Source organism: Methylorubrum suomiense (assembly GCF_022179765.1).
In the GTDB taxonomy this organism is placed as follows: Bacteria; Pseudomonadota; Alphaproteobacteria; order Rhizobiales; family Beijerinckiaceae; genus Methylobacterium; species Methylobacterium suomiense.
In genome coordinates this window covers 213,124-235,333 of the sequence record NZ_BPRE01000006.1, presented here as the reverse complement: position 1 = coordinate 235,333, position 22,210 = coordinate 213,124, and the positions used below count along the sequence as shown (strand labels likewise).

17 protein-coding genes are annotated in these 22,210 nt (G+C 69.3%); 6 read left to right on the top strand and 11 right to left on the bottom strand.

What is annotated here, in order from left to right; translation table 11 throughout:
* The first annotated feature begins 9 nt into the window (after positions 1–9).
* From MFF26_RS11670 to MFF26_RS11660, 3 genes are read left to right on the top strand one after another with little or no spacing between them, the layout of a single operon-like run.
* A complete protein-coding gene (locus MFF26_RS11670; protein WP_137828657.1) occupies positions 10–927 on the top strand; it encodes an aldo/keto reductase in 918 nt (305 codons plus the stop codon).
* Positions 917–1,633, top strand: coding sequence for an NADPH-dependent F420 reductase (locus tag MFF26_RS11665; protein ID WP_137828656.1), 717 nt, complete (start codon positions 917–919; stop codon positions 1,631–1,633). Before MFF26_RS11670 ends, MFF26_RS11665 begins: the two co-directional genes overlap by 11 nt.
* On the top strand, positions 1,630–2,973 hold the full coding sequence (locus tag MFF26_RS11660) for an NTP/NDP exchange transporter (protein WP_137828655.1): 1,344 nt from the start codon (positions 1,630–1,632) through the stop codon (positions 2,971–2,973). The genes MFF26_RS11665 and MFF26_RS11660 overlap by 4 nt, the downstream gene beginning before the upstream one ends.
* A 14-nt stretch (positions 2,974–2,987) precedes the next feature.
* Here MFF26_RS11660 and MFF26_RS11655 read toward each other — a convergent pair whose 3' ends face one another.
* The 5 genes from MFF26_RS11655 to MFF26_RS11635 all read right to left on the bottom strand — a co-directional run bounded on the left by MFF26_RS11655 (position 2,988) and on the right by MFF26_RS11635 (position 6,602).
* Positions 2,988–3,626: a heme-binding protein gene (locus MFF26_RS11655; protein ID WP_238308007.1), complete on the bottom strand. Its 639-nt coding sequence runs from the start codon at positions 3,624–3,626 to the stop codon at positions 2,988–2,990.
* Positions 3,627–4,034: 408 nt separating this feature from the next.
* Positions 4,035–4,979: a type II secretion system minor pseudopilin gene (locus tag MFF26_RS11650; RefSeq protein ID WP_238308006.1), complete on the bottom strand. Its 945-nt coding sequence runs from the start codon at positions 4,977–4,979 to the stop codon at positions 4,035–4,037.
* A gap of 2 nt (positions 4,980–4,981) precedes the next feature.
* Positions 4,982–5,785 carry a PulJ/GspJ family protein gene (locus MFF26_RS11645; RefSeq protein ID WP_137828653.1) on the bottom strand — a complete coding sequence of 268 codons (804 nt, stop codon included), beginning with the start codon at positions 5,783–5,785 and terminating at the stop codon, positions 4,982–4,984.
* Positions 5,782–6,255: a prepilin-type N-terminal cleavage/methylation domain-containing protein gene (locus MFF26_RS11640; RefSeq protein WP_137828652.1), complete on the bottom strand. Its 474-nt coding sequence runs from the start codon at positions 6,253–6,255 to the stop codon at positions 5,782–5,784. The genes MFF26_RS11645 and MFF26_RS11640 overlap by 4 nt, the downstream gene beginning before the upstream one ends.
* Positions 6,256–6,260: 5 nt before the next feature.
* Positions 6,261–6,602 (bottom strand): hypothetical protein, encoded by a 342-nt coding sequence (locus tag MFF26_RS11635; RefSeq protein ID WP_137828651.1) that lies wholly within the window; start codon positions 6,600–6,602, stop codon positions 6,261–6,263.
* A 335-nt stretch (positions 6,603–6,937) separates the two neighbouring features.
* On the opposite strand from MFF26_RS11635, the gene MFF26_RS11630 reads away from it, so the two are divergent.
* The 3 genes from MFF26_RS11630 to MFF26_RS11620 all read left to right on the top strand — a co-directional run bounded on the left by MFF26_RS11630 (position 6,938) and on the right by MFF26_RS11620 (position 12,413).
* Positions 6,938–10,174: an efflux RND transporter permease subunit gene (locus MFF26_RS11630; RefSeq protein WP_238308005.1), complete on the top strand. Its 3,237-nt coding sequence runs from the start codon at positions 6,938–6,940 to the stop codon at positions 10,172–10,174.
* Entirely contained in the window at positions 10,167–11,498 is a 1,332-nt protein-coding gene (locus tag MFF26_RS11625; RefSeq protein WP_137828649.1) for an efflux RND transporter periplasmic adaptor subunit, read from the top strand. Before MFF26_RS11630 ends, MFF26_RS11625 begins: the two co-directional genes overlap by 8 nt.
* Before the next feature lie 315 nt (positions 11,499–11,813).
* The gene (locus MFF26_RS11620) at positions 11,814–12,413 is read left to right on the top strand and encodes a cysteine hydrolase family protein (RefSeq protein ID WP_137828648.1); all 600 of its coding nucleotides are present in this window, start codon (positions 11,814–11,816) and stop codon (positions 12,411–12,413) included.
* Between the two features lie 185 nt (positions 12,414–12,598).
* On the opposite strand, the gene MFF26_RS11615 is transcribed toward MFF26_RS11620, so the two are convergent.
* The 6 genes from MFF26_RS11615 to MFF26_RS11590 form a co-directional block, all read right to left on the bottom strand.
* Positions 12,599–14,833 carry a xanthine dehydrogenase family protein molybdopterin-binding subunit gene (locus tag MFF26_RS11615; RefSeq protein WP_238308004.1) on the bottom strand — a complete coding sequence of 745 codons (2,235 nt, stop codon included), beginning with the start codon at positions 14,831–14,833 and terminating at the stop codon, positions 12,599–12,601.
* A gap of 94 nt (positions 14,834–14,927) precedes the next feature.
* Complete coding sequence (locus MFF26_RS11610; protein ID WP_238308003.1) at positions 14,928–15,902, bottom strand: FAD binding domain-containing protein; 975 nt, start codon at positions 15,900–15,902, stop codon at positions 14,928–14,930.
* An 11-nt stretch (positions 15,903–15,913) separates the two neighbouring features.
* Positions 15,914–16,564, bottom strand: coding sequence for an aldehyde dehydrogenase iron-sulfur subunit PaoA (gene paoA, locus MFF26_RS11605; protein ID WP_137828645.1), 651 nt, complete (start codon positions 16,562–16,564; stop codon positions 15,914–15,916).
* A 161-nt stretch (positions 16,565–16,725) separates the two neighbouring features.
* Positions 16,726–17,985, bottom strand: coding sequence for an SfnB family sulfur acquisition oxidoreductase (locus tag MFF26_RS11600; protein WP_137828644.1), 1,260 nt, complete (start codon positions 17,983–17,985; stop codon positions 16,726–16,728).
* 177 nt (positions 17,986–18,162) lie between these two features.
* Positions 18,163–19,263 carry a dimethylsulfone monooxygenase SfnG gene (gene sfnG / locus MFF26_RS11595; RefSeq protein WP_137828643.1) on the bottom strand — a complete coding sequence of 367 codons (1,101 nt, stop codon included), beginning with the start codon at positions 19,261–19,263 and terminating at the stop codon, positions 18,163–18,165.
* A gap of 443 nt (positions 19,264–19,706) precedes the next feature.
* Positions 19,707–22,130, bottom strand: coding sequence for a penicillin-binding protein 1A (locus MFF26_RS11590; protein WP_137828642.1), 2,424 nt, complete (start codon positions 22,128–22,130; stop codon positions 19,707–19,709).
* Positions 22,131–22,210 lie beyond the last annotated feature (80 nt).

The window sequence follows — 22,210 nt, the reverse complement described above, 5'->3', positions numbered from 1 at the left end:
GGAGGCCCCATGCCGATCTCCCGCCGAACCCTCCTGCACGGAGCGGCCATCGCCGCTGCCGGTGCCGGATTCAGGGCGATCCCGCCCGCCCGCGCCGCCGACGAGCCGCTGATCGTCCGGACGGTTCCCGCGACCGGCGAGCGCTTGCCGGCGATGGGGATCGGCACCTCGCGCCGTTACGAGGTCGCGGTGACGCCGGAGGCGACGGCGCCCCTGCGCGAGGCGGTGGAGCGCTTCGTGGCGCTCGGCGGCAAGGTCATCGACACCGCGCCGAGCTACGGGACCGCCGAGGACGTGCTCGGCGTGATCCTCGAAGGGCTTCGCGACAAGATCTTCCTGGCCACCAAGGTCGCCGCGACGGGCCGCGCCGCCGCGGAGGCCGAGATCGAGCGCTCGTTCAAGCGCCTGCGCACCAACACGATCGATCTGATCGCCGTGCACAACCTGATCGACACGGAATCCAACCTCGCGATCCTGCGCGGCCTCAAGGACAAGGGGCGCATCCGCACCGTCGGCGTCACGGTCTGGCGCGATGACCAGTTTCCGGAACTCGAAACGGTCCTGAAGCGCGAGACGCTCGACTTTCTCCAGGTCAACTACGCCCTCGACAGCCGCAAGGCCGCCGAGCGCATCCTGCCGCTGGCGCAGGAGCGGAGCGTGGCCGTGATGGTCAACGTGCCGTTCGGCCGCGACCGGCTCTTCACCGCCGTGAAGGGGAAGCCCGTGCCGGATTTCGCGCGGGAATTCGGCTGCGCCAGCTGGGCGCAGTTCTTCCTCAAATACGTGCTGGCCAACGAGGCGGTGACCTGCCCGATCCCCGGCATGGCCAAGGCCGCTTATGTCGAGGACAACCTCGGCGCCGCCCGTGGGCGCCTGCCGGACGCCGCCGAGCGGCGCAAGATGGAGGCCTTCATCGATGCGGTTTGATCGTCTTGCGCGACGCAGCGTCCTCGCGGTCCTGCTCTGCACCCTCGCCGTCCCGGCGATGGCACAATCCGAAAGTCCCAGAAGGATCGGGATCGTCGGGGCGGGGAATATCGGTGGCACGCTCGGGCGGCTCTGGCTCAAGGCCGGTTACGAGGTGTTCTTCTCCTCCCGTCATCCGGAGGAGCTGAAGGCGCTGATCGAGGAACTCGGTCCCAAGGCCCGGGCCGGCACGCCGGCGGAGGCGATCGCCTTCGGCAACGCCGTGCTGATCGCGGTGCCCTACAAGGCCTATCCCGAACTCGGGAAGGAGAATGCCGCCGCCCTCAAGGGCAAGGTGGTGATCGATGCGGGCAATGCCGTGAAGACCCGCGACGGCGCGATTTACGACGAGGTCGAGAAGGACGGGATCGGCGCCGTCTCCGCCAAGTACCTCGCCGGCGCCCGGATCGTGCGCGCCTTCAATGCGGCCAATTACAAGATCTTCCTCAAGAATGCGGGCCGGCCCGATCCGCGCATGGCGGTGCCGATCGCGGGCGACGACCCGAAAGCGCTGGAGACCGCCCGCACGCTGGTCACCGATGCCGGCTTCGATCCGGTGGTCGTGGGTGAACTCGATGCGGCCAAAACCTTCGCGATGGGCTCCCCCGGCTTCGGTCATGAGCTGTCGGCGCCGGAGCTCAGGGCGAAGCTCGGGGTCGCGCCTTGAGCCTGCGCGCCCGGCTCGCGCGCCTCGTCGATGTGCGGCCGGGCGAGGGGCCGGCGCTCGCCTGGTCCTGGGCCTACATCTTCGCCCTGCTGGCGAGCTACTACGTGCTGCGCCCGATCCGCGACCAGATGGGCGTGGCGGGCGGGCTCGAGAACCTGCCATGGCTGTTCCTGGCGACCCTCGTCGGAATGCTCGCCCTCAACCTGCCCTTCGCGTGGCTGGTCAAGCGCCTGCCGCGGGCGCGGTTCGTGCCCCTCACCTACCGGTTCTTCATCCTCAACATCCTCGTCTTCGCCGGGCTGATCGCGGTCACCGAGGGTGAGGCGGCGCTCTGGGTCGGGCGGGCCTTCTTCGTCTGGCTCTCGATCTTCAACCTGTTCGTGGTCTCGATCTTCTGGGCCACGATCGTCGACGTCTTCACCACCGAGCAGGGCAAGCGCCTGTTCGGCTTCATCGCCGCAGGCGCGACCTTGGGCGCCATCTGCGGCTCGGCGGTGACCGCGACACTCGCCCGCGACGTGCCGACCTGGGTGCTGCTGGTCGCGGCGGCTCTGTTGCTGGAGGCCGCCGTCTTCGCCATGCGCGGGCTGGCCGGCATCATCGGACGCCTGCACGCGGTGCCGGAAGCCTCCCGCGCGGGTGAGACCATCGGCGGCGGCGTGCTGGCGGGCATCCAGCGGACCGTGTCCTCGCCCTATCTCCTCAACATCGCGCTGTTCCTGGCTCTGTTCTCGGTGACGGCGACGTTCCTCTATTTCGAGCAGGCGGCGGTGGCCAAGCGCAGCTTCCCCGACCGGGGGGCGCAGACCGCCTTCTTCGCCACCGTCGACTTGGCGGTGAACGCCCTGACGCTCGGCGTCCAATTGTTCTTCACCGGCCGGATCGTGCGGCGCCTCGGGGTCGGTGTCACGCTGGCGCTGCTGCCGGCGGCGAGCATCGTCGGTTTCGCCGCGCTCGCCCTCTCGCCGACGGTGGGCGTGGTGGTCGTCGTCTACGTCCTGCGCCGGGCCGGTAATTTCGCCATCGCCCGGCCGATCCGCGAAGTGCTGTTCACCGTGGTCGCGCGGGAGGATCGCTACAAGGCCAAGAGCTTCATCGACACGGTGGTCTACCGCCTCGGTGATCAGGTCGGCGCGTGGTCCTATGCCGGGCTCGGCGCCCTCGGCTATGGCGGTCACGCGGCGGCCATCGTCGCGGTGCCGCTGTCCGCGGCGTGGCTTGCCAACGCGCTCTGGCTCGGACGGGCGCAGGCGGCCCGGCAAGCCGCGAGCGACCCGGAGAGCCCCCTCCCCCCGGCCGGCCGGGAGGAGGACGCATCCGTGTCCGTCGCGCCGCGCTGAGCGGCGCGGACAGCTCAGTTCGTCGCCGTCTGGCCCTGCGTGCCCGTGTCGTTCGGGCAGCGCGGATGGCCGCCGGTGGCCGGGGTGGCGCCCGCGGTCAGGGTGATGGTGTCGGTCGGCGACGGCGGCACCAGCTTCAGGATGGAGCGGATGCGCCACGCCACCGAATGGTCGGCGCAGGCGGTGTCGCCGGACACCCCGACGCCGCCGATGGCGCGCTTGCCGTCGTAGAGCGCGAGGCCGCCGCCGAAGGTGATCGTGCCGCCGACGCGCCGGCCGATCATCGGGTCGCGCGGGGTGCCGAACTCGGCGACGTTGCCGTCATAGGCCGCCCTGGCGTCGAGGACGTTGCCACCCTCCAGGCCGAACAGCGGGTTGCCGCCGCTCGGACTCGGCTGCACGAAGCCGTAGAGCTGCGCGGTCGAGAGCGGGCCCTTCGGTGCGTCGAGGCTCAGGCCGTTGGCGGTGTAGGCCTTGGCCGCCGCGATCTGACGGCTCAGGAGCCATTGCGCGTAGATGTTCCCGCCGGAATAGGCGACGGCGCAGACTTGGCCCGACCGCGTCACCGCGACGGCCCAGAAATCGTTGTTGAGTCCTGTGGAATCGGCGGCCGCCGCTTGCGTCACGGCGGCTTTGAGTTGTCCATGGCTCACCGGGCATGACGGACCGCCGCCCGGATTCCTCTCTGCGTCTTCATGGGCCCAGGCGGCGCTCGACATCAGCATTGCGACCAGGGCTGTGCCCCCAAGAACTGTCGCCGTTCCGAGTTTATGCTTTAAATGTGACATTCCCCAACCCCCTGTTGGGCTCCGAGGAGCCGTATCCGCGAATCGAATATTTGCGGATCGATGAATGGGTATCACGCGAATGTATTCGTGCAAATATTCATTGCGTCGAGCGGATTAAAAATTGTCTAGTGTCCTTCGCCGCTGCTAGATACATAAATGTATTGTTCGGATGAATGTAGAAAAATAGGGTCCGTCCGGATTCCATGGGAATCCGGTGCTGGCGCGTCCGTTCTTGGTTCCTGCGGTTGGCAAGCGTCCTGCCCGTCGCGCCTCCTATCCCGACCACTCCACCACGAAGTACGGCGCCAGCTTGGCCGGCGCGCGCGTGATCACGGCCTCGGCCCGCCGCGTCACGCCCGCGCCCCGTCTGGCCTCCAAGCGAACCCGGTGAGCGCTGCCGCCCTTGGTGACGACGAAGCGTTCCTGCCCCTTCAGAAGCGAGAGGAGGCGGTCAGGCCCGTCGGGGCGGCGACGCAGGGCGAGGATCTGTTGGACGAGCGGTGCCTGCAGGCCGGGCAAGGCGAGCAGCACCGGCGGCGGAGCGCTCGTCACGTCGACCTTGCCGCCGGGATTGTTGACGGTGAGAAGCCCGGCCAGGGCTTCGACCTCGGCGGGATCGACGCCCGGCAGCCAGCGCAACTCGCCGACCTGACGAAACCCTTCGCGGCGATGGGGGCGCGCGCCGTCGTCGGGCCGGGGCGGGGCGGCGGTGAGCGCCCCTTTGCTGGCCCCTTGCTCATCCTTCGGCTCGTAGCGGTCGCGCCACGCCACCACCCTTGCGGCGAACTCCTCCGGCCGGAGGCTGCGGCCGCCGACGGCGCGGTAGGCGGAGGCCAGCAGCGCCGGATCGGCGCCGTTGAGGTCGATCCGGCCCGCCTCGTCGCTCACGGACAGGGTGACGGTGCCGGAATCGAGCCGGATCTCCTGTCCGTCGATCTGCGCCGGGGCGAGCTTGAGGCCGTAGAGTTCGTAGGCCGCGAGGTCGAGCCCGGCCTGCACCAGGCCGTCCAGGGCGAGGTCGTCGGATTTCGCCTGCACTCCTTCGAAGGCCGCGCGCACCAGCACGGTGGTGCCCCCCAGCAGGCTCGCCAACAGGGCCATGACGCCGAGCACCGCCACCAGGATGAAGCCGCCGCGTCCGTCCCGGCCTGGGGCCTTGCGCGCCGCCATGCTGGCGCCCGTGGCCTCGCCCCTCGCTCCGGCGACGCGCCTCGGCATGCTCAGTTCCGCCTCTGGGCGGCGCGGTCCTGCGTCACCGCGTTGAGGATGGCGCCGAGCGCCGCCTCGTCGTCGCCCGCGCCCTCCTCGGTGCGGCTGCAGTAATGCGTTCGGGGGCGCACGCAGCCGGGTTCGGCCTCGGCGCGCACGGGCACGCGCAACGATGCGGCCACGTCGCCGGTGCCCGGATCGGCGAGACCGACCCGCACCGCCACCGGCGGCGGCCCGGCCGGCGGCCAGGCATCGACGATCACCTCCGGGGTCGTGTCGCTGCGGGGCGCCACGTAGGCGAACCGGATGCGGGCCGGGCCCTCGTAGAGTAGCTGGTCCGGGCCGAAGGCGAGCGCGCCGGGGCCGGGCAGGTCCGGCGGCAGCGGGGCCTCCGCGCGGGTCAGGCGTCCGCCCGTTCCATCCCCCTCGCTGCGCAGCAGCACCGCCACGGTCTCGCGCAGGGCACTGCCCTCGGCCACCGGCCGGTCGAGGGCGAAGAGAAGCTGCCAGGGGCCGCCCGCGAACACGAAGCGCTCCCGGTCCGGCCCGTCCCACCGGGCGCGGGCCATCCGGCGGATGTCCCGCGCCAGGGCCGAGAGTCCCTGCTCGGTCCGCTCCAGCCGGGCGGTGCGCCCGGCGAGGCTGTCGGCTTGGTGCAGCATCAGCCGCGTCAGCGAGCCGAGCGCCAGCAGGATCGCGGCGCTGATCGCCAGCACCGCCAGCGCCTCGACCATCAGGAAGCCGCCGCGCGCGTCGCGCGGGGAACGGCGAGGGCGGAGCCGGGGGGCACGGCCGGGACGCGCGCCGGCCCTCACGAGCGGCCCTCGTCGAGATCGATCGCCGCCGTCAGACCGTCGATCCGAACCGCCAGCAAGGCGCCGAGGCCGGGGCGGGCCAGGAAGATCTCGCCGCCGGTGGCGGTGCCGTCGGGGAGGAAGCGGACCCCGCCGGCCAACCCTTCCGAGATCCGGATGGCGATCCGGGGCGGCAACGCCACGGCACGGTCCGAGGCGCCGGAGCGCAGCATGCGATCCGTGAGATCGACGCGCGCCACCACCGGAACGCCGCCGGATCGCGCCGCGTCCCGGTCGGCCCGCAGCAGGGCCATCATCTCGTAGGCCTTGATCCGCAGGGAGGTGCCGCTGTCGCGGGGCGAGCCGCGGGGCAGGGCGAGCGTCGCCACGAGGCCGATCAGCGCCAGAGCCAGAACGGTTTCGAGCAGGGTGAAGCCGGCCTGCGGGGAGGCCATTCGAGGGGGCGAGACGGTGCGCATCGCGATGGACACCGGAGTCAGGGCTCGACCGCCGCGGCGCGCGGCGGGGGCGCGAAGCGGCGCAGGTCGATCGGCCAGCCGCCCTGCCCGGTATCGGCGGCCGGGCGGTCGATGTCCTCGGGGACGCCGATGGCGAGGGTGCGGTTGCGGCCTGGCCCCATGGGTGGGCGGATCACCGCGTCGGCCTCGGGGCGGCCGGCCCCTCCCCCGTGCAGCGGACGAGCGGCGAAATCCATTCCGACCTCGGGCCCGGACAGCCCGAGCCGCGGCATTGTCTGCGCCGAGCCGGGCACGATCAGCGCGACCGATCCCGAGCCCAGACTGAACAGCACGATCATCGCCGGTCGCAGAGGAGTCATCGACGGAGCATCCGATGCGCGAACCTCTCCGCTATAGGCTGCGTCGCTCCGATCGTCCCGCGAATGGCGAAGCTTCGCGACAGAAATCGTCCGACGTGGGATTTCCGCAACACTTCGCGAAATCAGTACAGATCGGCCGAGAGGAGGCGCGGACGGCGAAACCTTTGATAGTCTACAGTCACGCGTGGTGAGTCGACGCTGAGCACAACGGTCGTTTCGGCCGGACAGAGCGCTGCGGCATCGCAGCGCGGCGCTGTTCCGCATCGTCTCCGGACATAGAATGGAAACATGGCCGGGGTCCGATGCGCCCCGCCCCGCCCATCACGCAGGCATGCATGGGTCTCGTTCAGTACGCCCTCAAATTCCGCATCACGACCTACGTGCTCGCCGTGCTGATGATGCTCGGCGGCCTGGGCGCGATCGTCGTCACCCCGAAGGACGTGCTGCCGACCGTCGACATCCCGGTCGTCGTCGTGGTCTGGACCTATACGGGCCTGTCCGCGCCGGAGATGGAGAAGCGGATCACGACCTATTCCGAGTTCGGCATCTCCAATAACGTCAACAACATCGCCCGGATGGAATCGACGAGCCTTCAGGGCACGTCGATCATGAAGATCTACTTCGATCAGAGCGTCAGCATCGATCTCGCCATCGCGCAGATCGTCTCCTCGACGAACTCGATCCGCGCGCTGATGCCGCCGGGCGTGCAGCCGCCGGTGATCGTGCGCTTCTCCGCCTCCTCGGTGCCGGTGATCCAGCTCGCCCTGACCTCGACCAAGGACAGCCTCAACAAGGTCTACGACTACGCCCAGTACCGCATCCGCCAGCGGCTGACGCAGGTGCCGGGCTCGACGCTCCCCTCCCCGTTCGGCGGCGCGCCGCGCCAGATCATGGTCGATCTCGACCTGCACGCCCTGCGCGCCCTCGGGCTCACGCCGCTCGACGTCACCAACGCCGTCACCCAGCAGAACCTGACGATTCCCTCCGGGCTCACCAAGATCGGCGAGCAGCAATATCCGGTGCAGATGAACGCGACGCCCGACGCGATCGCGAGCCTCAACGAGATGCCGATCCGGGTCGTCGGCGGCCAGCCGGTGCTGGTGCGCGACGTGGCCTATGTCCGCGACGGCGGGCCGCCGCAGGTCAACATCGTGCGCGCCGACGGGCAGGCCTCGGTGCTGATGCGGGTGCTCAAGAACGGCACCGCCTCGACCCTCGACGTCGTCAACAACCTCAAGGCGGCGCTCCCCGACATCCGCGCGGCGGCCCCCGAAGGGATGGAGATCAAGCCGCTCTTCGACCAGTCGGTCTTCGTCTCGGCGGCGATCGAGGGTGTGCTGCACGAAGCCGCTATTGCCGCCGCGCTCACCGGCCTGACGATCCTGCTGTTCCTCGGCTCGTGGCGCTCGACGCTGATCGTGCTGGTCTCGATCCCGCTCTGCATCATGACCTCGCTGGCGATCCTCGCCGCGCTCGGCCAGACCATCAACGTGATGACGCTCGGCGGCCTCGCCCTCGCGGTCGGCATCCTGGTCGACGACGCGACGGTGGCGATCGAGAACACCTACCGCCTGTTCGAGGAGGGGCGCCCCTTCCGCAATTCCGTGGTCGAGGGCGCGGCCGGCATCGCCAAGCCGGCGCTGATCTCGACGTTGTCGATCTGCGCCGCCTTCGTCTCCGTCTTCGCGCTCACCGACACGCCGAAATACCTGTTCACGCCGCAGGCGCTCGCCGTCGTGTTCGCGATGCTGACCTCCTACCTGCTGTCGCGCACGCTTGTGCCGGTCATGATCGACGTGCTGGTGGAGCGGGAATACCTCCAGCACCATGGGCGCGCGGACGAGGCGCCGCGCCAGGGCCGGATCGCCCGCGCCGTGATCTGGCTGACGCGGCCGCTGTTCCGGTTCGCGGGCGCCTTCCGCCGCCGGTTCGAGGCGGGGTTCGTCCGCTTCCATCGCGGCTATGTCGGGCTGCTGCACGTGGTTCTGCGCCGCCGCGTCGCGACCGTCACGCTGGTCGCGCTGCTGTTCGCCGGCACCGGCGTGCTCTTCGTCCAGACCGGCCAGGATTACTTCCCGCAGGTCGAATCGAGCCAGATGACGCTGCACCTGCGCACCCGCCCCGGCATGCGCATCGAGACCGCCGAGCAGGTCTTCGCGGAGGTGCAGAAGACCGTGCGCGAGGTGATCCCGGAGGAGGAGATCGGGCAGATCCTCGACAATATCGGCCTGCCGTCGAACAACTACAATTTCGCCTTCTCCGACGGTTCGTTCGTCTCCTACAACGACGGGCAGATGCTGATCGATTTGAATGAGGGGCATGGGTCCGTGGCGGACTACACGCGCCGCCTGCGCGAAGTCCTGCACGAGCGCTTTCCCGACCTGATCGTCTACTTCCAGCCCTCCGACATCATCACGCAAATTCTCAATTTCGGCGTCATCTCGCAGATCGATGTGCAGGTCTCGGGCCGCAACCTCGAGAAAGATCTCGCCGCCGCCCGCCGGATCGAGGCGCGGCTCAAGGCGATGCCCGGCCTCGTCGACGTGCACCTGCACCAGATCGTCGACATGCCGCAATTCTTCATCGACGTGGACCGGCGCCTCGCGTCCGAACTGGGGCTGACGCAGCAGCAGGTGGCCCAGAGCCTCAACGTCTCCCTGTCGGGCTCCTTCCAGGTCACGCCGAACTTCTGGACCGATCCGAAGACCGGCATTCCCTACCAGCTCTGGGTGCAGACGCCGGAATACCGCAACGACTCGCTCACCGCGCTCCAGAACACGCCGCTCTTCGCCCGCGCCTCCGCCACCGGCGGCTTCGGGCCCGGCGCGCTGACGCTGGTGTCGAGTGTCGCCAGCATCACCCGCCAGCCGACCCAGACGGTGATCAACCACGTCAACACGCAGCCGACCTTCAACGTCTACGCCGCGGTGCAGGACCGCGACCTCGGCTCCGTCGCCCGCGAGATCGACCGGATCGTTCAGGAGGAACAGAAGGCGCTGCCCGCCCCGGACAAGATCGTCGTGCGCGGCCAGATCGAGAACATGCGCTCGGCCTTCTTCCGGCTCGGCATCGGGCTCGCCATCGCGCTCGTCGCCGTCTACCTCCTGATGGCGGTGAATTATCAGAGCTGGGGCGATCCCTTCGTGGTTCTGGCGGCCCTGCCCATCGCCTTCTGCGGCATCGTCGCGAGCCTGTTCATCACCAACACCGCCTTCTCCATCCCCTCCCTGTTCGGGGCGATCATGTCGGTGGGCATCGCCTCCGCGAACTCGATCCTGCTCGTCACCTTCGCCAAGGAGCACCGCGAGGCGACCGGCTGCTCCGCCTTCGAGGCGGCGATCGCCGCGGGCGAGACCCGGCTGCGGCCGGTGCTGATGACGGCGGGCGCGATGTTCCTCGGGTTGATCCCGATGGCGCTCGGCACCGGCGAGGGCGGCGAGCAGAACGCGGCGCTGGCGCGCGCCGTGATGGGCGGCATCGCGCTCGGCACGCCCTCGACGCTGCTGTTCGTGCCCTTCCTCTACACCCTGCTGCGTCGCGGCGCGGTCAAACCGCTTCAGGATTATGTATGATGTTCGCGACCAAGACGGCGGCGGGCTGCCGCGACCCCAGGATCGGCCTTTGAGCGCGTCGGAACACAAGCCCGCAGCCGAAATCCCGCCGCCGCCGCGCAAGCGCGGCTTCGTCCTCGCGGCGCTCGTCGCCGCCGGGTTGATCGCCTGGGGCGCGCATGGTCACGGAGAGCGGGCGGCGCGCGCCGAGGAGACGCAGCGCCGGCAGAATACGTTCGTCCCGAAGCTCCGGACCGTGGAGGCCAAGCGCCTCGAAGGCCCCGTCTCGCTCACCCTCCCGGGGCAGACCGAGCCCTTCGCCACCGCCCGCATCTTCGCCCGCGCCACCGGCTACATCGCCGAGCGACGGGTCGATCTCGGCTCCCGGGTGAAGCAGGGCGACGTGCTCCTGCGCATTGCCGCCCCGGACCTCGATCAGCAGCTGATGCAGGCGGAGGCGCAGCTCGGCCAGCTCCAGGCGCAGCTCCTACGGGCGAAGGCGATGGTCGATCAGGCCAAGGCCAATGTGAACCTCGCCCAAGTGACGAACTCGCGCACCTCGACGCTCGCCGGCCAGGGCTGGGCCTCGAAGCAGAACGCCGACAACACGCAGGCCGGGGTGCTGTCACAGGCCGCCAACCTCGCCTCGGCCGAGGCCGACGTGAAGGTGGCCGAGGCCAATATCAAGGCCCAGGAAGCCACCGTCGGGCGGCTCAAGGCCTTGACCGGTTTCGAGATCGTCACCGCGCCCTTCGACGGGGTGGTGACCGCTCGCAATGTCGATGTCGGCGATCTCGTCCAGGCGGATGCGGGCTCCGGCACGCCGCTCCTGTCGATGGACCGGGACGACGTGCTGCGCATCTCCGTCAACGTGCCGCAGAACGCGGCCGTCGGCGTGGGCCCGGGTGTGGCCGCCGAGATCAAGGTGCCGCAGATGCCGGACCGGACCTTCTCGGGCAAGGTCGAACGCTCCTCGGTGGCGCTGCTGGCCTCCTCGCGCACGCTCACGGCGCAGGTCGACGTACCCAACCCCGACCGGGTCTTGCGGCCCGGCCTCTACGTCTACGTGACCCTGGCCATTCCCCGCACCGGTGCCCCGACGGTGGCGGTGCCGGCGGAGGCCCTGGTGTTCAACCAGGGCGGTACCCGCGTGGCGCTCTCCCGGGAGGACGACACCGTGACCTGGGCGAATGTCCACATCGCCCGCGACAAGGGCACGACCGTGGAGGTCGATCAGGGTCTGGCCGGCGGAGAGCGCCTCGTGCTGAGCCCTCCTTCGGATCTCAAGGAAGGTGGCCGGATCGCACCCCAACCCGAGAAGCCGACGCATTCGGCGCAGCGCTGATCCCACCCTCCCCCTCTTCCTGAGGCGCTGGAGCGCAGCGGAAGCCTCGAAGGAGGGCTCCAGGGATCGCTGACGACATCGGGAGCCCTCCTTCGAGGCCGCTTCGCGGCACCTCAGGATGAGGGGATTTGATGGGACGAGCCGGTCGAGCCGGCTCTGAGACATCGGGAGTCCTCCTTCAAGGCCAGCCTGCGCGGGCGCCTCAGGATGAGGGCGAGGGTGGGTTCAAATCGTCCGTCCGACTTTCGGCCGGTTGCGCTCGCGCCCGGTCTCGGCTCACATCCCGCCGGAAACGCTCACCGAGAAAGACGCCTCATGACCGATCTGAAGACCCTTCGCAGCCTCTCCGGCCTGCCGCCGGAGCCCGCCGCGCTGAAGGGCTCGGCCCTACTGATGATCGACCTGCAGAACACCTACCGCGAGGGCGTGATGCAGTTGGAGGGCGTCGAGCCGGCGATCCGCGAGGCGGCGGCGCTGCTGGAACGGGCCCGCGCCGCCGGCATCCCGGTCTTTCACGTGCGCCACGATGCCGGGCCGGGCTCGCCCTACGACATCACGGCGCCGATCGGCCAGATCAGCGACGAGGTCGCTCCGAAGGACGGCGAGGCGATCGTCACGAAGGCCTATCCGAGCGCCTTCGTCGGCACCGACCTCGAGGCACAGCTCAAGGCCGCGGGCGTCGAGGACGTGATCGTGGCGGGCTTCATGACCCATATGTGCGTGAACTCGACCGCCCGCAGCGCCTTCAGCCTCGGCTTCCGCCCGACCGTCGTCGCCGCGGCGACCGCCACCCGCGCCCTGCCGGGGCCGGACGGCGCCACCGTCCCGGCCGCCGCGGTTCAATCGGCAAGCCTCGCGGCGCTCGCCGATCTGTTTGCGGTCGTCGCGCCGGATCAGGGGGCGATCCGCGGATAGATCGTTCGGCGACGTCACCCGCTCGTCCGACCCAACCCCTCATCCTGAGGTGCGGAGCGAAGCGTAGCCTCGAAGGAGGCTTCCAGACCGCCGCGCGATTCCTGGAGGCCTCCTTCGAGGGCGGCGCTGCGCGCCGCCGCCTCAGGATGAGGGAGAGGGTTGGAAAACGCTCTCCGGCCGCCGCCTCAGGTCCGCCGCTGCGCGTGGCCCTCGTGCTCGTCCCAGCCCTCGAGCACCTTGTCGAGGGTGAGCGGGTATTCGCGGATGCGCACGCCGGTGGCGTTGTAGACGGCGTTGGCCAGAGCCGCGCCCGCGCCGCAGATGCTGACCTCGCCGAGCCCCTTGCTCTTCAGGGGGTTCGACTTGTCGTCGAGTTCCGGCAGGAACATCGCGTCGATGGCCGGCACGTCGGCATGCGCCGGGACGTGGTACTCGGCGAGATCGTGGTTCACGAACTGGCCGGTGCGGGTGTCGATCTCGGCGGCCTCCATCAGGGCGGCGCCGATGCCGAAGATCATCCCGCCGAGCGCCTGCGAGCGGGCGGTCTTCTGGTTGAGGATGCGTCCGCCGGTGAACACTCCGAGCATGCGCCGCAGCCGGATCTCGCCGGTGTCAGCGTCGACGCCGACCTCGGCGAAATGCGCGCCGTAGGAGTGCTGCGAGTATTTCTCCTTCATCGCGCCGGGCTTGATCTCGCCCTTGGCCTCGACGCCGTCCTTGCCGGCGAGATCGGTCAGAGCCTCGGATCGGTTGCCCGAGACGACACGCCCCTCGGCGAATGTCGCGCCCTCCGGGTTCAGGCCGGCCTGCGTCAGCAGCGCCTGACGGAGGTTGTCGCAGGCGACGTAGAGCGCCGAGCCGGCCGAGCCCGCACCGAAGGAGCCGCCGGAGCCCGCCGCCTTCGGATAGGCCGTGTCGCCGATCTCGACACGGATGCGCTCCACCGGCAGGCCCATCATCTCGCCCGCGACCTGCGCCAGGATCGTGTAGGTGCCGGTGCCGATATCGGTCATGGCCATGCGCACCGTGAGGGTGCCGTCGGGATTCAGCCGGACGCTCGCCTGCGAGGGCATCAGCGGGTTGAGCCGCGCCGCGGCGGCCATACCCATGCCGACGAGCCAGCGCCCGTCCCGCGTCGCGCCGACCGCGCCGCGCTTGTCCCAACCGAAGCGCTGCGCGCCCTCGCGCATGCAGGCCACCAGCTGACGCGTCGAGAACGGGACCTTCTTCTCGGGGTCCTGCTCCGGCTCGTTGCGGATGCGCAGCTCGATCGGATCGACCTTCAGCTGCTCGGCCAACTCGTCCATGGCGCATTCGAAGGCGAGCTGCCCGACGGCCTCGCCGGGGGCCCGCATCGCCGAGGCGACGGGCTTGTTGAGATTGGCGAGCCGGTGCCGGGTGATGCGGTTCTCCGCCGCGTAGAGCGCGCGGGTGACGTTGGCCGAGGTCTCGTAGAAGCCGTCTCCCGGGGTGGCCGCCGACCAGGATTCGTGGCCGATGGCGGTCAGCCGCCCGTTCGCGTCGGCCCCGAGGCGGATGCGCTGGATCGTGTCCGAACGGTGGGTCGCGACGTGGAATTCCTGCTGGCGCGTCATCGCCACCTTCACGGGGCGGCGCAGGCTGCGCGACGCGAGGGCCGCGAGCGTCGCTTCCGGCTGCGGCTGCAGTTTCGAGCCGAAGCCGCCGCCGATGTAATGCGAGATCAGGCGTACATTCTTCGGGTCGAGCTTCAGCACCTGGGCCAGCGAGGCCTGGCCGCGGTTGAGCATTTGGTTTGCCGTGTACAGCGTCACCCGCTCGCCGTCCTGGCCCGATTCCCACGAGGCGATGGTGGCGTGCGGCTCCATCTGGGCGTGGATCTGCACCGGCGTGGTGTATTCCACGTCGAGCTTCACCGGTGCGGCGGCGAAGGCGCCGTCGAAATCACCGAGCTTCGAATCCGGCGGCGTCTGCATCGCCTTCGGCTCGAACGCCGTGGGTTTGGCGTCCCGGAGCGAGGCCTGCGGGGTCTGCACCGCGTAATCGGCCTTCACGAGGGCCGCCGCCGCGCGGGCCTGCTCGAAGCTTTCGGCCACCACGAAGGCGATGGGCTGGCCCCGGAAACGGATCTCGGCGCCCTGCAATTGCGGGAACACCTGCTCCTTCTTCTCCCCCTGCTCCGGCACGTTCTCGTGGGTCATGACGAGCAGCACGCCCGGCGCCCGCCGTGCCGCGTCGGTGTCGAGCCGGCGGATCGTGCCCTTGGCGATCGAGGCCTCGACGATGAAGCCGTAGGCCGGTTTCGCCAGATCGCGGACTTCGTAGGCGTAGGGAGCCCGGCCGGTCACCTTGAGGCGGCCGTCGATGCGGTCGATCGGTCGCCCGACCAGGCCGTCCGCCCGGTCCAGCGGCGTGGTGCCGATCGGCTGGTTCATGTCCATGGCGGGTGTCCTCGAAGCATCGAGTCGAAAGGTGGGGGTCGGCCTCCTAGGAAAGCCGACCTTGAAAGGAGTGCGGAAGCGCGGCTCGCGGTCCCTAAGCGCGCAGGGCTTCGGCGATGGTCGCGCGCAGCGTCCGGCGGGTCAGCGGGATCTTGAAATCGTTCGAACCGTAACCGCGGGCGCCCTCCAGCACCCGATCGGCGGCGGCGTCGGCCGAGCCGGTCTCGACGAGGGCGGCTTCCGCCGCCTCGACCCGCCACGGCTTGTGGGCGAGCCCGCCGAAGGCCAGTTTGGCCAGTCGCGGCTTGTCGCCGTCACCCTTGGCGATGATCGCCGCGACCGACACGGTGGCGAAGGCATAGGATGCGCGATCCCGGACCTTCCGGTAGAGATGCACGCCCTCGACGGGCTTCGGCAAAGTCACCGCCGTGATCAATTCGCCGGGCTTCAGAGTCGTCTCGACCTGCGGTGTGTCGCCGGGCAGGCGATGGAAATCGGCCATCGGAATCGTCCGCGACTGGCCCTGCGGATTCGTCGTCTCCACGGTGGCGTCGAGTGCCCGCATCGCCACGTTCATGTCGGACGGATTGGTCGCGATGCAGGCCTCGCTCGTGCCGAGCACCGCCATGATGCGGTTGAACCCGCCGATGGCGGAGCAGCCCGAGCCGGGCTCGCGCTTGTTGCAAGGCTGGGTCGTGTCGTAGAAGTAGTAGCAGCGGGTCCGCTGCAACAGGTTGCCGGCCGTGGTGGCCTTGTTGCGCAACTGGCCCGAGGCACCCGCGAGCAGGGCTTTGCCCAGCACCGCGTAATCCTTGCGCACCCGCGGATGTGCGGCGAGGTCGGAATTGCGCACGAGGGCGCCGATCCGCAGGCCGCCTTCGGGCGTGTCGGAGACTTCGGCGAGCGGCAGGCGGTTCACGTCGATGAGCGTTGCCGGCGTCTCGATCTGAAGCTTCATCAGGTCGAGCAGATTGGTGCCGCCGGCGATGAAGCGCGCGTTCGGTCGCTCGCTGGCGAGCCGTGCGGCGTCCTGGACGGTGGTGGGGCGCTCGTAGGCGAAGGCTTTCATCGGCTCAGCCCTCAGATCTTGGTGGAGGCGTCGCGGATCGCCGCGACGATGTTGGGATAGGCCGAGCAACGGCAGATATTGCCGCTCATGCGCTCGCGGATTTCCTCATCGGTCAGCGAGGCCGTCTGTGTCAGGTCATCGGTGACGTGGCTCGGCCAGCCCGCCTCGATTTCCGACAGCATGCCGGCGGCGGAGCAGATCTGGCCCGGCGTGCAGTAGCCGCACTGGAAGCCGTCATGGTGCAGGAAGGCCGCCTGGAGCGGATGTAGGGTTTCGCCCTGGGCCAGCCCCTCGATGGTGGTGACGTTGTCGCCCTCGTGCATGGCCGCGAGGCTCAAGCAGGAATTGATGCGTCGGCCGTTCACCAGCACCGTGCAGGCGCCGCACTGGCCGTGATCGCAGCCCTTCTTCGAGCCGGTCAGGTCGAGATGCTCGCGCAGGGCGTCGAGCAGGGTCGTGCGGGTGTCGAGGGTCAGGTCGTGCCGCTGTCCGTTGATCGTCAGCGAGACCGGCATGGTCTGGGGCTGCGGATCCCCGGCGGCCGGGGCGGCGACCGCCTGACCGCGCAAGGTCGCACCGAGGGTCGCGAGCGCCGCGCATCCCCCCATCACTCCCCGGCGCGTCGGATCGAAGCGCGTGTCTCTGGTCGAGCCTGCTGTCATGCCTTGCCGTCCCGCTCATCCGCGACGGGCCACCGGGGGCCAGTCTGGAATTGATCGAAATCCGGAAGGCAGAACGCGGCGGAGGGCCGGGTTGATCCGGCGTTCCGCCGCGCCCGTATGGCGCAGCTGCCCGAAACGCGGTCGGGGCGGCCCGAAGACCGTCAGCTCCAGGCGTGGAACGGTGGGTTCACGCCGTTGAGCGCGTGATTGCCGACGATCGCGATCTTCCAGCGCACCGGATCGTGAAGGGTGTGGGTGCGGGCATTGCGCCAGTGGCGATCGAGATTGTGCTCGGCAAGCGTCGAGCGGGTGCCGGACAATTCGAACAGGGTGTTGGCGGCCGCGAGCGCCACCTCGGTGGTCAGCACCTTGGCCTCCGCCGTCGCGATCTGGGCGGCCGCGACGCTCTCGGCCGTCGGGTTCGCGACCGCCGCGTCGATGGCGAGACCGGCCCGGTCGAGCAGGGCTTCCGCCGCGTGCTGGCGGATCGTCAGATCGCCGACGGCGCGGATCGTGTAGGGATCGTCCGAGGCCCTGTCCTGGCCGCTGTCGATCCAGGGACGGGCCTTCTCGCGCACGAAGGCGATCGTGTCGTCGAGCGCCGCCCGGCCGATGCCGGCATCGACCGCTGCCTGGATGATCTGGAAGATCGCCCCGTCCGCGCTCGGATGCGCGTAGCCGCGCCAGGCCGGCACGAGGCGGCGTCGCTCCACCCGCACGTCCTCGATGATCACGGTGCCGCTCGCGGTGCCGCGCTGGCCGAAGCTCGACCAATCATCGATGACCGTGAGCCCCGGCGCGTCGCGATCCGCGATGGCGTACCACGCGCGGCCCTCCTCGTCGTTGGCGACGATCGGCACGAGATGGGCGAGCAGCGCCCCCGACGCGTAGAACTTCCGGCCCCGCACGATCACGTGGTCGCCATGGTCGGTGAAGCGGGTTTCGAACTCGGCGGCGCGCTTCGTGCCCTTCTCGGAGAAGGCGTTGCCGAAGCGGGTCCCGGCCAGAACCTCGGCGAAGAGTTCGGCCTGCTGGTCCGCATCCGACACGGTGCGGATCGACGCGACGATGCCGAGATGGTTCTGGGCGATCTGGGCGATCGAGGGATCGGCCGCCGCGATGATCGCGATCACCTGGGCCAGCGTCCGGTACGACACGTCCGGCCCGCCATGGGCCCGCGGCACGTTGATCGACCACAGGCCGCTCTGCGAGAAGGCGTCGAGTTCCGCGAGCGGGCGCGCGCTGGTGCGGTCGCGCTCGGAGGCGCCCTCGCGGAAGCGTGCGGCCAGCTGGTGGGCGACCCGGATCGCCTCGGCGTCGTCGCGGATGACGTGGGCCGGTTCCTGCGGGCGGGCGGGGCCGGGCGTGCCCTGCGGCCGGCTGCCGGTTTCGGCGGTGGTGGGGCTGACGGCGATGGTCATGAGAGGCTCCGTCGTGGGGGGAAGATGCGAAGGCCCACCCATCCCCATCATCCTGAGGTGCCCGCCTGAGCGGGCCTCGAAGGAGAGCTCCAGGGATCGCGCGCAAGCTGGAGCTCTCCTTCGAGCCTTCGCTTCGCGACGCACCTCAGGATGAGGGGAATGGGCGGGGAAGCTGGCTTACGCCGCCTCGGCGCGCTCGGCCCTGGCCGCCTCCAGCGCCCGCACCCGCGGGATCACCTCGTCGCCGAAATACTTCACCTCTTCCTGGAAGTGCAGGAAGGCCAGCAGCGCGAGGTCGACGCCGGCATCCTTGAGGGCGACGATGCGCTCGGCGATCTGATCCGGCGTGCCGATCAGGTTGGTCTTGAAGCCGTCATTGTACTGGACGAGGTCTTCGAAGGTCGATTTCGCCCAGTTGCCCTCGCCCTCCGGCGAGGCCTTGCCGGCATTCTTCACCTCGTGGCCGAAGGCCTTCACGGCGTCCGGGTCGGCGTGGTCGATGATCTCCTGAAGGACGGCCCGGGCCTCCTCCTCCGTCTCGCGGGCGATGACGAAGGCGTTGACGCCGACCTTGACCGAATGACCGTTCTCGCGCGCCTTGGCCTGGAGGTCGGCGACCTGGGCCTTGATGCCCTCAGGCGTATTGCCGTTGGTGAAATACCAGTCGGAGACGCGGGCCGCCATGTCGCGGGCCGCCCGCGAGGAGCCGCCCTGGAAGATCTCGGGGAGGCGCTCCGGCTTCGGCTTCAGGGTGTAGTTGGTATAGCGGTAGAAATCGCCGCGGAACGTGAAGTTGTCCTGCGTCCAGATCCCGCGAAGGCTGCGGAGGAACTCCTCCGAGCGGCGGTAGCGCTCGTCGTGATCGAGCCACGGTTCGCCGATCGCGCGGAACTCGCCGGAGAACCAGCCCGAAACGAGGTTGATGGCGATGCGCCCCTCGGTCAGTTCCGAGATCGTGGCAATCTGCTTGGCCGCAAGCGTCGGATTCCACGGACCGGGCAGGATCGCGGCGATGACCGTGAGGCGGGTCGTGGCGGCGGCCAGCGCGTGGCTGAAGGCGACCGATTCGTGCTGGTACTCGGCGCCGTAGCCGGCGGTGAAGCGGATCTGCGTCAGGGCGTAGTCGAAGCCCGCCTCCTCCGCGATCTGGGCGAGCTTACGATTGTAGGCGGCGTCCCAGCTGGTGCGCTGGGGAACCTTGCTGATGACGAGACCGCCCGAAACGTTCGGCACCCAGTAGGCGAAGCGGATCGGCTCGGAAGAGGCGCGCAGGGACATGGCGTCGTCACTCAGGTTCGATGATGGTCTGAATTCGCGAAGGTCATATCGGAATAGTGATCCGATCTCGTCTTCGCGTCCTGAAATCATCGCCTTGCGCTTGCGCTTCGTCAAAGGAATGATCCGGCGTTTTTCGGCGCCGAAGCGAAAGTTCTTTCTTTAAAAGACGAGGGCGATACGGCAATCGTTTTTCTGAATACGATATGCCGTCAATCGGCCGGTGAGCGTGAACGGCCCCCTCTCCTCGCGCCTTGCGCAGCGAGAACGAACGCAGGGGCCGATGCAGGTGGCGCTGCGACGCTCCTTCCCGCCGCCCCCTCCCCCCTTCGCAAGAGGGAGAAGAATCTCGTTGCCGCGGCTCGAACGGCCCTGAATCGGTCGGCCGAAACGAAAAGAGCCGCCCCGGCGGGGGCGGCTCCTTCATGTCGGCGTGGTGATCCGGCTCAGTAGACCCCGCCGGCCTGGGCGGCGGCGCCGGCATCCGGCGGGACGGTGGCGGGCGGGCCGGCCGGCGCGGCGACGTAGGCGTCGGGCGGTGCGGTGCCGGGCTTGAACGCCTCGAGGATCGTCCCGCCGCCCTCACCTGAGCCGGCGCGGGTGCCCGAGGAGGCGTTGACGCGGATCAGCTTGATCCCCGGCGGCACGCGGAACGGCGTCGGCGGCTTGTCCTTGAGCGCGACCTTCAGGAAGTCGAGCACGATCGGCGCGGCGAGCCCGCCGCCGGTCGCCCGGTCGCCGAGCGAACGCGGCTTGTCGAAGCCGAGATAGACGCCGACCGCCAGATCCGGCGAGAACCCGACGAACCACGCATCCTTGGCGTCGTTGGTCGTGCCGGTCTTGCCGGCGAGCGGCTTGCCGATCTGCTTCAGGAGCGTGGCGGTGCCGCGCTGGACCACGCCTTCCATGATCGAGACCATCTGGTAGGCGGTCAGTGGGTCGAGCACCTGCTCGGACTCGTCCACGAGCTTGGGCTCGTCCTGACCCGACCACTTCTCGGCGTCGCAGCCGATGCATTTGCGGTTGTCGTGGCGGTAGATCGTCTCGCCGGTGCGGTCCTGGATGCGGTCGATCAGCGTCGGGCGGATGCGCCGTCCGCCGTTGGCCAGCATAGAGTAGGCGGTGACCATGCGCATCACCGTGGTCTCGCCGGCACCCAGCGACATCGGCAGGACGGGGAGCAGGTCGTCGTAGACGCCGAAGCGGCGGGCATATTCGGCGATGAGCGGCATGCCGATATCCTTGGCGAGCCGCACCGTCATCAGGTTCTTCGAGTGCTCGATGCCGTAGCGCAGGGTGTGCGGACCGCCCGACTTGCCGTCGTAGTTCGAGGGCGTCCACGCCTCCTGGCCGGGACCGGCCTCGATGGTGATCGGCGAATCCTGCACCACGGAGGACGGGGTGTAGCCGTTGTCGAGCGCCGCCGAGTAGACGATCGGCTTGAACGAGGAGCCCGGCTGGCGCATCGCCTGGGTCGCGCGGTTGAACTCGGATTCGTCGTAGGAGAAGCCGCCGACCATGGCGTGGACGCGGCCGGTATAGGGGTCCATCGCCACGATGGCGCCGGACACCTCGGGCTTCTGCCGCAGGCGATAGAGGGCGCGGCCGGCATCCATCGGCTCGACATAGACCACGTCGCCGGCCTTGAGCGCGGTGGCGACCGGGCGTCCCGTCCACTTCACCCCCTCGGCGGTGATCGAGCCGGTCTCGCGCTCCTTGGAGACGGCGCCGGAGGCTTCGCGCTTCGGCTGCAGTCCGATCTGCGCCACGCCGCCGGAGGTGCTCAGCACCACGGCGAGCCGCCAGGGAGCGATGTCGCCGAGCGCGGGCATCTCCGAGACGGCCAGACCCCAATCGCGGCCGACGAGATCGACCTGTCGCTCGGCGCCGCGCCAGCCACGGCCCTGATCGTAGCGGACCAGCCCGTCCACCAGCGCCTTGCGGGCCCAGGACTGCATCTTCGGATCGAGGGTGGCGCGCACCGACAGGCCGCCCTCGTAGAGCTTGGTCTGGCCGTAGCGCTCGGAGATCTCGCGGCGGACCTCTTCCGTGAAGTAATTGGCGTTGGCCGCGTTCGGGAAGGCGACGCGCGGGTTGACGCCGAGCGGCTGCTTCTTGGCTTCCACCGCCTCGTCCTGGGCGATGTAGCCGTTCTGGGCCATCAGGCCGATGATCTCGTTGCGGCGCGAGAGGGCCGCCTGGGTCTTGCGGTAGGGGTGGTAGTTGTTCGGCCCCTTCGGCAGCGCGGCGAGGTAGGCGGCCTCGTTGATGGTCAACTCGTGGACGGACTTGCCGAAATAGTCGAGCGCGGCCGCGGCGACGCCGTGCAGGTTGCGTCCGGGCACGATGGTGCCGAGGAAGATCTCGTTCAGGTACAGCTCGAGGATCTTGTCCTTGGAGTAGGCCGATTCGATCCGCAGCGCGATCAGGGCTTCCTTGATCTTGCGGTCGTAGGTCTGCTCGTTGGACAGCAGGAAGTTCTTGGCCACCTGCTGGGTGATGGTCGAGGCACCCTGCTTCTTGCCCGATTGCGCGTTGGTCAGGATCGCGCGGACGATGCCCTCGGGGTCGATGCCGCCGTGCTTGTAGAAGTTCTTGTCCTCCGCCGAGAGGAAGGCGGCGACCACGATCTTGGGCATCGCCTGGATCGGCAGGTAGAGACGCCGCTCATGCGCGTATTCGGCGAGCAGCGAGCCGTCCGCCGCGTGCACGCGGGTCATCACCGGCGGCTCGTAATTGGCGAGCGCGGCGTGGTCCGGCAGGTCCTGGCTGTACTTCCAGTAGAAGAACGCGCCGACGGCCGCCGCGACGCAGAACAGCACCGCCCCGGCCGAGAACAGGAAAGCGAAGAATCGCAGGATGAAACGCATCCGGTGTCCGTCCGTCGCTCGTCCGCTGCACGATTGAGATCGGGTTCGGCACCAGGGGCCGGCCGAGGCTCAGGGCTCGT